This is a genomic window from Treponema berlinense (assembly GCF_900167025.1).
Taxonomy (GTDB): domain Bacteria; phylum Spirochaetota; class Spirochaetia; order Treponematales; family Treponemataceae; genus Treponema_D; species Treponema_D berlinense.
This window is the reverse complement of sequence record NZ_FUXC01000013.1, coordinates 1-12,478: the sequence shown is the minus strand read 5'-3', so window position 1 is coordinate 12,478 and position 12,478 is coordinate 1. Positions and strand designations below refer to the sequence as shown.

The following is a 12,478-nucleotide window of genomic DNA, read 5'->3' as shown; positions in this document are numbered from 1 at the left end:
AGACGTTAAACAAGTCTTTTAGATAACTTAAGTGTTACATTAAATTTGAACCGATAACATAACTGTTACAAACGGATTTTATAGTTTTGGATAACAAAACTGTTACATTGTTTTTTGACCGGAAAGCTTACCCCGGATGCGTAGGACGCAGTCGACCGCAGGCAGAACAAAGTTCTGCCGAGGACGATGAGCGTTAGCGAATCCGGAGCAGCCGGATAAGACAAGTGGATGCGGTCCGGAATTTTAATAGAGGGTTTCGCCCAAAAGCCTTGAAGCCAGGCTTACTGCCAGAATTGCGGTTTGGTTTCGGACGTCGAGAATCGGGTTTACTTCGACAATTTCGGCGGATTTTACTTTTTCTGTGCCTGCCATTTCTTCCATTAGCAGAAGAGCCTCGCGGTTTGTAAGACCTCCTGGAAGCGGAATTCCCGTTCCTGGCGCAAACATAGGGTCGAGAACGTCCATGTCAAAACTTACGTGGATTATGTCGATTTTTTGAAAGAATTCTTTTACTTTCTGGACAATTGCCGGAAATCCGTGCCTGTCAATGTCGCTCATTGTAAAAACCGTAACTCCGGCTTTTTTCATTAAAGTTTTTTCGCCAGAATCAAGGTCGCGGCAACCGACAAAGCAGATGTTTTTTGGATCGACTTTCTGTCCTTCAAAATAGAGGTTTGTAAGTTCAGAAAGTCCGATTCCTGCCGAAGCGGCAAGACACTCTCCGTGAATATTTCCGCTCGGCGTTGTGTTTGTATCGTTAAAATCTCCGTGCGCGTCGACATAAAGTACGCCGAAAGATTTATTTTGTTTTTTTGCTGTTGCGCTGATTCCTGCGATTGAACCGAGCGCAATTGAGTGGTCGCCTCCAAGAACGAGAGGAAATTCGTTTTTGCCGGAAATTTCTTCGACAAGTCCTGCAAGTTTTGTGCAGGCATTTACGATTGGTTTTAAATATTTTGCTTTAGGATTTCCGATATTTTGATATTCCTGCGGTTTTGCATGAAAAATATCTGTGTGTTCAAAAGTAGAGTGGCCGAGAGCTTCCAGCCGCTGTTTAATTCCTGCAAGCCGGATTGCAGACGGACCCATGTCCGAACCGTGGCGGCTTGCGCCAAAATCGAGAGGCATTTCTAAAATATGTATTTTCATAACGGCATTATAAATTTTTTTTTTGCGAATGTTAATAAAGAGGGTAGCGCCGTTTTTTTTACTTTTTTAGAAGCTCTTTAATGTAAATTGCAATTTGCAAAAGACAGCGGGTGTCGCCGTCAGAAAGGTCGACATTTAGAATTTCTTGCAGCCGCTGGAGCCGGTACAAAACTGTGTTTCTGTGAGTATTGTTTTGTTTAGAAACGCTGTGAATGTTTCCGCCGAGTTTTAAGTAAAGTTTGAGAGTTTTTAAGTAGTCTTCGCGCTTTGCAGTTTCGAGCTGGTCCAGTTTTCCGAGGACGGCTTTATAAAGCTGCTCGAGAACTTTTTTGTTTTTTACTTCAAGCAGAATTTTATAAATTCCGAGATTGTCGTACTTTTCAAGTTTTTCTGCATTTTTTGAAAGATTCATTGTAATTTCTGCGTGGACAAAAGCATCCTCAAGTTCTCCGGCAGAAGAGCAGTATTCGGAAAGCGAAAGTTTGGAATTGCAAAAGAATTTATCATTTCGCGTTATGCGGAAAAGTTCTTCCGCAAAAAAAGAATTGTCGTTTTTTATAATGTAGATTACTTTTCTGTTGTGAATAAAACAACAATAGTCGTTTTGTGAAAAATTGATTTTTGGATTTAGCGAAAATTGAACGTATCGCTTTGCCTGCTCAATATCGTTGTTAAAAAAATTTTCTTTTAATTCCAGGAGCGCGACTGAAAAACTTTTTGCGTCATGAAAAACCGTATTTTCGATTTGCTTTGGGTCAAATTTCTGGGTTTCAAAAATTGCACGATAGAAAAATTTCTCAACATTGTGGCTGTTTTGGTTGTCGGCAGAAATCATATTTCCGATTTCCTGCATTAAATCTACCGTATGAATTTCCCAGGGCATTGTAAAAAGCGGAAAGTTGATTTGGTCGCAGTAAGTTTTTATCTCCTGAGGAATTTCAAAGATATATTTTCCAGTGTTGACAATTAAACCGGAAGCATTATGGCTAGAAAATTTTTCGATAAAATCCTTTAAAAATGAACACAGGTTTTCAGACTCATTTATCCCCTCGTTTTCGGATTTTCGTTTGAGCAAAAGTCCAGTTGTGATTGCAAGTTCTCCGCCACGGATAAATTCGCTAAAAGAAGGGTCTTCCGTGTAATAAATCCAGCTGACCGTCTGCTTAAGACCTTCGCGCCCGGCGACGAGCTTTAGTTTAAAAGGAGTTTCCGAAAAATTAAGGAGAGTATTTAATGTAAGTGCCATTTTTTGCCACCTTGTAACTAGTACACAAAAAATAAAACTTTTTGGAAAATTAAGCAAGATGCACGATGCACGTTTTTTTAAGTTTTGTTTACAATATATAGCAAAAGTCTGTACGACATTAGAATTTACATATATACTTAAATTCTTATTCAAAATTGGAGGAAAGTAATGAATAAAGCAGAACTTATTGATGCTATTGCAGCAGACACAAAACTTACAAAAAAAGATGTAGACGCAGTTGTTAAGGCTTTTACAGAAAATGTAGCAAAATCATTGGAAAAAGGTGACAGCGTACAGCTTATCGGTTTTGGAACTTTCGATGTTGGTGAAAGAGCTGCAAGAGAAGGCCGCAATCCAAAAACAGGCGAAACAATTAAAATTGCAGCTTCAAAATGTCCAAAATTCAAGGCAGGAAAAGCTCTTAAAGACAGAGTTAACAAATAAGGGCGTTTATCGTATTGATAAAATCTAAGGCAGTTTCTTGTGAGTTTTTCGCGGAAACTGCTTTTTTTTTGCGCTGGACGTTCGGAATATAGTTTTGTATAACTTGGATATGCAGATAAATGGTGCAATTTTTGATTTGGACGGAACGATTCTGGATTCTATGGAAATGTGGCTTAATGCCGGCGAATTATTTTTAAATTCGCTGGGAATAAAGGCTAAAAAGAATCTTGGCGCGGCTTTGCTTCAGATGAATGTTGAGGAAGGCGCTTTTTTTATTCAAAAAGAATATAAATTAAATTTGAGTGTAAAAGAAATTATTGAAGGCACAGCCAGCGTTGTAAAAAAAACTTACACGGAAAAAATACAGCCGAAGCCTGGCGTTCAAAAACTTTTAGAATTGCTTTCCAAAAATAAAATTCCGTGCGTAATTTTAACCGGTTCTGACAGGCAAATGTTTGAAGACTGCCTTAAAAAGCACAAGCTGGACGGCTTTTTTAAGGAAATTTTAACCTGTTCAGAATTAAAGATGTCAAAGTCGAATCCTGGGATTTATTCTGTCGCCGCAAAAAATTTTAATTCAAAAGCGGAAAATATCCTGGTTTTTGAAGACGCTCCCGACGCAATAAAATCTGCTAAAAAAGCCGGCTTTTATACAATCGGGATTTATGACTCTTGTACACATTCTAATTCGGATATTTGTTCTGCAAAGAAAAGCAGCGATATTTTTTGTAAAAATTTTGACGAAGCAACTGAACATATTGAGAATTTGCTACGCCTGATTGGAGCAGCGCGCAAGCGTTGCAAAGAAAACTGTGATTAAAAAGCACGGTTTTCTTTGCAATGAAGCGAAAAGCGGAACTGCGCAAAGCAGGTTAGACCGCAAAACTTCGTCCAGATAAACTCTCTTTTTTAGTTTTTCCAGGCGTCACACAGCTCTTTTGCCGCTGTATATGGATTTTGCGCATCGGTTATGGCCGTGATTACGAAAAATCCGTCGATTCCCGACTGTTTTAAGGGTTTTATGTCTTTTAGTTTTACTCCGCCGCCAACGACAACTGGAACCGGGCTGATTTTTGCGAGTTCTGCAAGTTCTTCGAGCGGTTTTGTTATGACCTTGCCTGTTTCGTCGCGTCCGCAGTCTGGTTTTGTGGCTGTTTCGTGAACTGGACCGGCGCCAAAATAATCAATGTCTTTTACGTTGTAGCTTTTTACGTAAGAAATTAAATCTTTGGTTGGAGCGCTCAGACCGATAATTGAGTCTTTTCCAAGATATTTGCGGCAGATGTCGACTGGAATGTCTGTCTGGCCAACATGGATTCCGTCGATTTTTGCTCCGCGTTCACGGGCTGCGAGGATTACGTCAAGCCTGTCGTTTACAACGAGAGAAACCTGTTCGCTTTTGCCCATTTTTTTTAAGAGAGCGGACACTTTTAGACAGTCTTCTATCATTTCGACCGCGGATTCTTCTTTGGAGCGGATTTGAATAAAGGTAAAACCTGCCTCGACTGCGGATTTTACTACTTCTTCTACTGTTCTGTTTTTTGTGTTTTCGCGTCCCAAAATCAAATATTTGCTTATGTCAAATTTCATTTTTTTGTCCTTTTGCTTATTTTTGCATTTGATTTTCCATGCGGTCGATTTTTTCTGTCATCATATTGTTGTAGCCTGGGCGGATGTCCATTTTCATGATGACTTCGGTGCGGATTCCTTTTTCTGCGAGTACGAAAGTTGCATTTTTTACGACTTTCATAACTTCGTCCCATTCTCCTTCGATTTCTGTAAACATTGAGTAGGTTTTGTTTGGAAGGCCTGAGTCTCTGATTACTTTTACGACTTCGGCAACTTCTTTTGAAAGTTCATCGCCGACTCCAAAAGGCGCAATTGCTACGGCAACTAATGTATTCATTTTTTATTCCTCTTTTATTGTAAATGGATTTTCGGCAACGTCTTGTGCGGTCGCATTGTTAAGTTCGTCCAAAAAGCAGACCTGAAAACTTCCTGAACCGCGGCATTTTTTTTCTGCCTGTTGTCCTGCAAAGTTGTAGATTTGTGTTGCTGTCAGGGCGGCCGTAAAAGGATCGGAAACTGCCGCATAAACGGCGCATACACCGCCAAGAGAACAGCCTGCTCCGGTTATTTGTTCCAGGTAGGCCGAACCGCCTTTTGAAAAGACAGTTGTTGTTCCGTCTGTGACTAAATCTTCTTTTCCGCTTACTGCGACTGCTCCGTGAATAAATTTTGCGAGTGCGCGGGCGGCTTTTTCTGCGGATTCGACAGAATCCACTGAGTCAACTCCGACCGGTCCGTTTGAATTTTCAAATTCTGAAACGTTCCATAATTTTGCAACGGCGATTATTTCGCTGGCGTTTCCGCGGATGATTGTCGGAGGATTATCTTTTAAGCCGAGGATAAGTTTGGTTCTTAGAGAGCCGATTCCCAGGCCAACTGGATCTAAAACCCAATTTTTTTTGAGTTCGCTAAGTTTTTTTGCTGTCCGCGGAATTGTTTCTTCGTAAATTGGAAATAGGGTTCCCATATTCAGGTAAACAGCGCCGCCAATTTGCGCTACACATTCGCCTTCGTCCGGAAGATAAACCATTGCGGCGCTTCCTCCGACCGCAAGCTGGGCGTTTGCAACGAGGTTTACGGTTACTGTGTTTGTAATGCTTGGTGCAAGCGGTTTTTTTGCTTTTGCGTCATTTACCGCTTTTTCGATTCTTTGTTTGATTTCGCTTGAATTCATAAAAACTCCAAAAAAAAAAGCCCGCGCAAGGGCGGGCCAAATTTTCCAAAAAAATCTTGCTCCCTCCTACAGTGTTAACTGACAGGTTCAAATGGTATTTCTCAACCGTTCCAAAAGGAACAGTACCCATGCAATTAACTGAATGATAGTTTATAAACGCAAAAAAAAGCAATAGCATTTGAGGGGTTTTTGCATGAGAATTTTTTTGATGTTTTTTTAATTGAAAATTATGCCGTTTTTTTTTAGAATGAAAAAAATGAATTTGGGAGCTGGCGCAAACCGGCTGAGAGGAAGCTTCTTCGCTTTGACCGTACCTGATTTGGATAATGCCAACGTAGGAAATCTTAGACTTCTAATCTATATTCTGTTTACGTTCCTTACTGAGTCTGGTAAGGAGGAATCATTAAAACAACATTGACGATTGCAGGCAGCGATTCTTGTGGCGGAGCGGGAATTCAGGCGGATATTAAGACGATTACCTGCAATAAAGTTTACGCAATGAGCGCGATTACCGCTTTGACCGCACAAAATACAACAGGCGTTTTTGGAATTATGGAAGTTGAACCAGAATTCTTGCAAAAACAGATAGATGCCGTTGTTACGGATATTTTTCCGGATTCTGTAAAAGTGGGAATGGTTTCGTCCGCCGCTCTGATAAAAACTGTCGCTTTTTCGGTAAAAAAATACGGACTAAAAAATGTGGTTGTTGATCCGGTTATGGTGGCAACGAGCGGAGCAAAACTTATGGGCGATGATGCCCTTGAGGCTCTAAAAACTGAACTTTTGCCGCTTGCAACACTGGTTACGCCAAATATTCCCGAAGCAGAAATTTTGTCGGGAATTAAAATTTTGTCTGAAAAAGATATGGAAAGCGCTGCTAAGAAAATTTTTGAGCAATATGGAAGCGCGGTTCTTTTAAAAGGCGGACACAGCGTTAACGATGCGAATGATTTTCTGTTTTTGGGCGAATCGGGCAAAGTTGACGACGCAAATCTGAAAAATGCGGACGGAATCTGGTTTTTTGGAAAAAGAATAAACAATCCGAACACTCACGGAACAGGCTGTACACTTTCTAGCGCAATTGCCGCAAATCTTGCAAAAGGCGAGCCAATTGTGTCTGCCGTAAAAAATGCAAAAGCTTACATAAGCGGAGCTTTAAACGCAATGCTTGATTTGGGAAAAGGTTCCGGGCCAATGGCTCACAACTGGAATATAAAATAAGGGGATAAGGAAAAAAATGGAATACACGACACAAATGGATGCCGCCAGAAAAGGCATTGTTACAAAAGAGATTGAAACCGTAGCAAAAAAAGAAAAAATGGAACTTTCTAAGCTCATGCAGCTTGTGGCGGAAGGAAAGGTGGCAATTCCTGCCAACAAAAACCATAAATGCCTTAATCCGGAAGGCGTTGGAAGCGCATTGCGCACAAAAATAAACGTTAATCTCGGAGTAAGCAGGGATTGCAAAGATTATAATGTCGAAATGCAGAAAGTTCTCAAAGCCGTGGATATGGGCGCAGAAGCAATTATGGATCTTTCAAGCCACGGAAATACCCAGCCGTTCCGTCAAAAACTTACTCAGGAATGTCCTGCAATGATTGGAACAGTTCCGGTTTATGACAGCGTAATTCACTATCAGCGTGATCTGGCAACTTTGACCGCAAAAGATTTTATCGATGTTGTAAGGCTTCATGCAGAAGACGGGGTTGATTTTGTAACTTTACACTGCGGAATTACAAGAAAAACGATAGACCAGATAAGAACCCACAAACGAAAGATGAATATTGTAAGTCGTGGAGGCTCGCTGGTTTTTGCGTGGATGTCAATGACAGGAAATGAAAATCCTTTTTATGAATATTATGATGAAATTCTTGATATTTGCGAAAAGTACGATGTAACTGTAAGCCTTGGCGATGCATGCCGGCCGGGCTGTCTTGCCGACGCAACCGACGTCTGCCAAATAGAAGAGCTTGTCCGCCTCGGAGAGCTTACAAAACGTGCATGGGAGCACAATGTACAGGTAATGGTAGAAGGACCGGGACACGTTCCAATGGATCAGATTGCCGCAAATATGAAAGTTCAGCAGACAATATGCATGGGAGCGCCGTTTTATGTTCTCGGACCTCTTGTTACCGACATTGCGCCGGGCTACGACCACATTACTTCTGCAATCGGCGGCGCAATTGCCGCAATGAACGGAGCAAGTTTTCTTTGTTATGTTACACCTGCCGAACATCTTGCTTTGCCGAATGTTGACGACGTAAAGCAGGGAATAATCGCAAGCAAAATTGCCGCGCACGCAGCAGACATTGCAAAGGGAATTCCAGGAGCAAGGGATATAGACGACAAAATGGCAGATGCGCGCCGAAAGCTCGACTGGGAAAAGCAGTTTGAATGTGCGATAGACCCAAAAACCGCAAGAGCAATCCGTGACAGCCGCGCTCCGGAGCAGGATCACAGCGACACTTGCTCAATGTGCGGAAAATTCTGCGCAGTACGTAGCATGAACAAAGCTCTTTCCGGCGAAATAATCGACATTCTGTAAGATTTTTGCAAATATCCTGAACGCAAATATTTTTTTGCCGAAATTTTTTAATGCGGCCGTTTTGCAAATTTATATGTCAGTTTGGCAACAGTAAATTTTCCTGCAAAGCGGCTTGCAAACGAAAGAAATTTCCATTTTGGAAAGGTCAAAATTATTTTTTTGCCTTTTTTTGCTTTTTTAAGACAGTGGCGCACAACTTTTACAGGATCTCTTCCATGCAAAACTTCCTTGCGCTTGCCGTTGGAAGCCACATTTGCAAAATTTGTGCTTACGCTGCCCGGACAAAGAGCGCAAACTTTTATTCCTTTTGGTTCGAGTTCTGCCGCCAGAGCCACCGTAAAAGAAAGAACGTATGCTTTTGTGGCCGCATAGACTGCAAAATTTCCAAGCGGCATAAAGGCGGCGAGCGACGAAACATTTATTATTTGCGAGCCGGAATTTAAATATTTAAGGACGCAGCTGCAAATTCCTGTCAGAGCGGTGCAGTTCAATTCAATCATAGCAAGTTCTTTTTCGGAAGAAGTCTCGTCAAAAGGACCATAAGTTCCAAAACCCGCATTGTTTATAAGACATTCAACTTCAAAATCTTCATTGGCGGCTTCGGATTTTAAAAGCCCGTCAAATTTATAAACGCCCGGAGTTCCGGTTAAATCGAGCGAAAAAGTCCTGATTTTTGTTTTTGCAGGAGAATCCGGGCTTTTTGAGCTCAAAATTTTTTCCGCTGTTTGCAAGAGTTTTTCGTTTGAGCGGGCAATGAGCCAGATTTCGCGGTTTTGGGCGGCACTTTTTTTGTCGCTTGCAAATTCGTATTCGTTAAAAAGCTGGCTTGCAAATTCTGCTCCCATTCCGGAACTTGCGCCTGTAATAATCGTAATTTTTTTCATATTCACATTTTAGCACAGAAACTAAAGCAAGGTGCTAAAAAGCCGCAAAACCCTGTCCGTAAAACTCATCGAATGGTGCTTTTTGTTGTGGTATTTTTCCGTAACGTCGGCTGAGATTTTAAAAAGCGACTCAAAGTCTTTTTGAATGTCGGAAATCGCGCTTGTGTTGTACATTAAAACTCCGTTTTCAAAATTGTGATGAAAACTTCTAAAATCCATATTCACAGTTCCGACAGTTGCAAGTTTTCCGTCGGCAATCATTTGCTTTGAGTGGATAAACCCCGGCGTATATTCGTAAATTTTTATTCCGCTGTCGATAAGTTCACCGTAAAAAGAACGCGTAATCTTGTAAACAAGTTTTTTGTCAGGAACTCCAGGCGTTACAATTCTTATATCAACGCCACGAAAAGACGCCAAAATAAGTTCGCGCTTCATTTCGTCGCCCAAAATCAAATAAGGCGTTGTAATCCAGACAAAATCTTTTGCCCATTTTATGAGGTTTAGATAAACATTTTCGCCGACATACAAATAATCGAGCGGCATATCTGCATAAGGCTGAATAAAACCGTCCGTTTTTGCAGGCAAAGGTTCTGTTTGAGCAGGAGATTTTTCATTTTTTTCGTTGAGCTGACTGTTTCCGCTGTTTTTTGCGCCATTTCCATTATTAAGCGCAAACTCGCCGTTTTTATCCGGCCCGTCCGTTTCTTCTATAAAATATTTTGAAACATCTTCAAGCCTGCCTTTTTCCTGGCTGTTCCACATTTCCAAAAAAAGTTCTGTAAAAGTGTTTACGGCTTTTCCTTCAATCCTCAAACCGCTGTCTTTCCATTGTCCGTACGGATGCGAATAATTAAAATACTCATCGGCAAGGTTGTAACCGCCTGTAAAACCGATTTTTCCGTCAATAACCATAATTTTCCGGTGGTCGCGGTTGTTCATAAAAAGCGAGAAAAGAGGCGAAAGAGGGTTAAAGTCCCTGCACTCAATGCCAATCCCGTTCATTCGTTTAATAAATTTTTTGTTTATGTAGCCAATGCTTCCAACATCGTCGTACAAAATGCGGATTTCAACTCCTGCCGCAAGCCTTTCTTTCAAAACCGGCAGCATCCTGTCAAACGCTTTTGCCTCTTCGATTGCATGATACTCAAGAAAAATAAATTTCTGTGCTGTCGCCAAATCTTTAAGCTGGCGATCAAGACACTCGACCGTGTTTCCATAAAATTTAGCGCCCGTGTTAAAAAAAGCCGGAAATTTTTCAACGAGAGACAAATATTTAAACTGATTTGCAACCCTCTTGTCCAAATTTTCGAGCGTTTTAAGAACATTTGAGTCGCTTTTAATGTGCCGGACGCTTTCCGCCTTGATTTTTGACGTATTATTTTTAACTCTTTTGGACTGGTGATTATTTTCGCTCAAAAAATAAAGCGTAATTCCAACAATCGGCAAAACCAGAATCAAAATAAGCCACGGAATTTTAAGAGAAACACTGTAATTCTGTTTGTTGTAAACGTGAATAACAAGGGCTGCAGCCAAAAAATCCGAAGCAAGGCTAATCCAGACAGAATACGATTTAAGCCAGCGGCTCACAGTCCACAGCCAGAAAAACTGCACGCCAAAAGACAAAAAAGTTGCGGCAAGACGGATAATACTGGAACGCAAAAACTGCTTTAATTTAAGGGTTTTAAACATTTGGAGCCTCTTATGACATATTTAAAAGGATATTAAAAAACTGTTAAACAGGCAAATAAAATTTCGGGCTGAGATTGCGCTCAAGCGTCCTTGCGCCACTCAGTAACCCTCGGTGGCTTTGCCACTGCTTTGCATGGCTCCAGGACGGAGCAGGATTTTGTTAAAAAACCTTTAAAATATGGTTATTTTACTACATTTTTTTTGCAGAGTTTTGTTTTAAAAAGTCAGTATTGTGCAAATACCCCCCCCCATTTTAAAATAAAACGATGTTATTATAGTTACTAACAAAATGTTTTTTTTGGAGGAGAAAAATATGAAAAAAATGTTGAGAATTGCTGCGGCACTTGCTGCGCTGCTCGCAATGACAAATTTTATTGGTTGTAAAAACGACGACGATGATGATGGAGACGTTGCTGTTACAGAAGTAAAAATTACATCGACAGTAACAGAAGTAAAAGTAGGAGAAACAATAACTCTTACAGCAGAAGTTTTGCCAGCTGATGCAACAAACAAAACAGTTACCTGGACTTCTTCTGACGCTACAGTAGCAACAGTTAAAGAAGGTGTAGTTACAGGCGTAAAAGCAGGCGAAGCTACAATCACAGCAAGCGCTGGCGGAAAAAATGCGACAGTTAAAGTAACAGTAAAAGTTGCTGCAACTAGCGGTGGCGAGACGACGACCATAGCTGTTACAGAAGTAAAAATCACATCGACAGTAAAAGAAGTAACAGCAGGAGAAACAATAACTCTTACAGCAGAAGTTTCACCAGCTGATGCAACAGACAAGACTGTTACATGGTCTTCTTCTGACACTGCAATTGCAACAGTTGATTCAACAGGTAAAGTTACAGGCGTAGCGGCAGGAACTGCCACAATCACAGCAAAAGCCGGAGAAAAAACAGATGCAGTTGATGTAACAGTAAAAGCTGCTGCAGCACCATCGACAAAAGTACTTGATGTTGTTTATGATTTAACTAAAGGTCTTCCAAGCGATTTCCCAACAAAAGCAGATACTGTTGTATCAGCAGATTGGGCTGCTCCAACTGCTGCTCCAGAAACAAATGATATTACTTGGACTTGGGTTGCAACTTCAACTCGCAAAGTTAAGAATAATGGTGGATTACAGGTTTCTAACGGAAGTTCTGCTGAAGATATGATTACACTTTCTGCAGACAGTGATTTTACAGTTACCGTTACGTATAAATTTGCAGGTGCATATGCAGCTGACAAAGTAAGATGTATTACTGTTGGAGATAAATCCGACTCTATGGCAAGTGATACTGACAGGACTAAAGAGTATACCCTTACAACAACAGCTGCAAAAACCGCAACTATTGCAATGAACGGTATGAAGCTTCTTAAAGTTGAAACAAAGGCTGCAAATTAGTTCAAAAAATCTAATTTTTACATAATTAACTTTTAGTTAATCCCAGCCCGGCAAAAGGCAAAAGTTCCGTTTTTGGAAACTTGCCTCTTGCCGGGTTTTTTATTTGTTTCGGGCTTGCAACGTGTTGGCATAGGAATAACTGTTTAGAAACGCAAGGGACGTAAATGGCAGGAGCCTGCTTTTCGAGGCAGCTCGCGGAATTTTTCCGTGGCAAAAAAAGCAAATTTAGTTTTCGGAATAATTCCGTTTGCAGAAATTATGCCAGTTTGAGTGCGGAATTTTTCCGTTTGCCGGAATTAAGCTCTGGCAGGCTGCGGAATTTTTCCGCGACAAGAAAATAAGCAGATTCAGCTTGCGGAATAATTCCGTTTGCAGAAATTATGCCAGTTTG

Annotated in this window: 12 protein-coding genes and 1 riboswitch; of the genes, 5 read left to right on the top strand and 7 right to left on the bottom strand. The window is 40.9% G+C overall.

The window, feature by feature from the left end:
- Window positions 1–243 precede the first annotated feature (243 nt).
- Entirely contained in the window at window positions 244–1,149 is a 906-nt protein-coding gene (rocF, locus tag B5D47_RS09760; protein ID WP_078931660.1) for an arginase, read from the bottom strand.
- A 58-nt stretch (window positions 1,150–1,207) separates the two neighbouring features.
- A complete protein-coding gene (locus tag B5D47_RS09755) occupies window positions 1,208–2,395 on the bottom strand; it encodes a PucR family transcriptional regulator (protein ID WP_078931659.1) in 1,188 nt (395 codons plus the stop codon).
- A 168-nt stretch (window positions 2,396–2,563) separates the two neighbouring features.
- On the opposite strand from B5D47_RS09755, the gene B5D47_RS09750 reads away from it, so the two are divergent.
- A complete protein-coding gene (locus tag B5D47_RS09750) occupies window positions 2,564–2,839 on the top strand; it encodes an HU family DNA-binding protein (RefSeq protein ID WP_078931658.1) in 276 nt (91 codons plus the stop codon).
- Between the two features lie 109 nt (window positions 2,840–2,948).
- Complete coding sequence (locus B5D47_RS09745; protein ID WP_078931657.1) at window positions 2,949–3,659, top strand: HAD family hydrolase; 711 nt, start codon at window positions 2,949–2,951, stop codon at window positions 3,657–3,659.
- Between the two features lie 89 nt (window positions 3,660–3,748).
- On the opposite strand, the gene B5D47_RS09740 is transcribed toward B5D47_RS09745, so the two are convergent.
- From B5D47_RS09740 to B5D47_RS09730, 3 genes are read right to left on the bottom strand one after another with little or no spacing between them, the layout of a single operon-like run.
- Window positions 3,749–4,429: a thiamine phosphate synthase gene (locus B5D47_RS09740; protein ID WP_078931656.1), complete on the bottom strand. Its 681-nt coding sequence runs from the start codon at window positions 4,427–4,429 to the stop codon at window positions 3,749–3,751.
- 16 nt (window positions 4,430–4,445) lie between these two features.
- Window positions 4,446–4,745 carry an MTH1187 family thiamine-binding protein gene (locus B5D47_RS09735; RefSeq protein ID WP_078931655.1) on the bottom strand — a complete coding sequence of 100 codons (300 nt, stop codon included), beginning with the start codon at window positions 4,743–4,745 and terminating at the stop codon, window positions 4,446–4,448.
- Between the two features lie 3 nt (window positions 4,746–4,748).
- Entirely contained in the window at window positions 4,749–5,582 is an 834-nt protein-coding gene (locus tag B5D47_RS09730) for a hydroxyethylthiazole kinase (protein ID WP_078931654.1), read from the bottom strand.
- Between the two features lie 252 nt (window positions 5,583–5,834).
- Window positions 5,835–5,940: riboswitch (TPP riboswitch) on the top strand.
- Between the two features lie 56 nt (window positions 5,941–5,996).
- On the opposite strand from B5D47_RS09730, the gene thiD reads away from it, so the two are divergent.
- Both thiD and thiC read left to right on the top strand, forming a co-directional pair.
- Window positions 5,997–6,803 carry a bifunctional hydroxymethylpyrimidine kinase/phosphomethylpyrimidine kinase gene (thiD, locus tag B5D47_RS09725; RefSeq protein ID WP_234970011.1) on the top strand — a complete coding sequence of 269 codons (807 nt, stop codon included), beginning with the start codon at window positions 5,997–5,999 and terminating at the stop codon, window positions 6,801–6,803.
- 16 nt (window positions 6,804–6,819) lie between these two features.
- Window positions 6,820–8,127, top strand: a complete 1,308-nt coding sequence (gene thiC / locus B5D47_RS09720; protein WP_078931652.1) for a phosphomethylpyrimidine synthase ThiC — start codon at window positions 6,820–6,822, stop codon at window positions 8,125–8,127.
- A gap of 47 nt (window positions 8,128–8,174) precedes the next feature.
- Here the strand turns inward: thiC and B5D47_RS09715 are convergent, their stop codons facing one another.
- Window positions 8,175–9,011, bottom strand: a complete 837-nt coding sequence (locus B5D47_RS09715) for an SDR family NAD(P)-dependent oxidoreductase (protein ID WP_078931651.1) — start codon at window positions 9,009–9,011, stop codon at window positions 8,175–8,177.
- Between the two features lie 21 nt (window positions 9,012–9,032).
- Window positions 9,033–10,700, bottom strand: a complete 1,668-nt coding sequence (locus B5D47_RS09710; protein WP_078931650.1) for a phospholipase D-like domain-containing protein — start codon at window positions 10,698–10,700, stop codon at window positions 9,033–9,035.
- Window positions 10,701–11,013: 313 nt separating this feature from the next.
- On the opposite strand from B5D47_RS09710, the gene B5D47_RS09705 reads away from it, so the two are divergent.
- Entirely contained in the window at window positions 11,014–12,087 is a 1,074-nt protein-coding gene (locus B5D47_RS09705; protein ID WP_159443524.1) for an Ig-like domain-containing protein, read from the top strand.
- Window positions 12,088–12,478: the final 391 nt, after the last annotated feature.

Excerpts from the sequence above, each read along its gene's own strand:
- rocF (WP_078931660.1), bottom strand. The coding sequence starts at position 1,149 with ATGAAAATACATATTTTAGAAATGCCTCTCGATTTTGGCGCAAGCCGC.
- B5D47_RS09755 (WP_078931659.1), bottom strand. The coding sequence starts at position 2,395 with ATGGCACTTACATTAAATACTCTCCTTAATTTTTCGGAAACTCCTTTT.
- B5D47_RS09750 (WP_078931658.1), top strand. The coding sequence starts at position 2,564 with ATGAATAAAGCAGAACTTATTGATGCTATTGCAGCAGACACAAAACTT.
- B5D47_RS09745 (WP_078931657.1), top strand. The coding sequence starts at position 2,949 with ATGCAGATAAATGGTGCAATTTTTGATTTGGACGGAACGATTCTGGAT.
- B5D47_RS09740 (WP_078931656.1), bottom strand. The coding sequence starts at position 4,429 with ATGAAATTTGACATAAGCAAATATTTGATTTTGGGACGCGAAAACACA.
- B5D47_RS09735 (WP_078931655.1), bottom strand. The coding sequence starts at position 4,745 with ATGAATACATTAGTTGCCGTAGCAATTGCGCCTTTTGGAGTCGGCGAT.
- B5D47_RS09730 (WP_078931654.1), bottom strand. The coding sequence starts at position 5,582 with ATGAATTCAAGCGAAATCAAACAAAGAATCGAAAAAGCGGTAAATGAC.
- thiC (WP_078931652.1), top strand. The coding sequence starts at position 6,820 with ATGGAATACACGACACAAATGGATGCCGCCAGAAAAGGCATTGTTACA.
- B5D47_RS09715 (WP_078931651.1), bottom strand. The coding sequence starts at position 9,011 with ATGAAAAAAATTACGATTATTACAGGCGCAAGTTCCGGAATGGGAGCA.
- B5D47_RS09710 (WP_078931650.1), bottom strand. The coding sequence starts at position 10,700 with ATGTTTAAAACCCTTAAATTAAAGCAGTTTTTGCGTTCCAGTATTATC.
- B5D47_RS09705 (WP_159443524.1), top strand. The coding sequence starts at position 11,014 with ATGAAAAAAATGTTGAGAATTGCTGCGGCACTTGCTGCGCTGCTCGCA.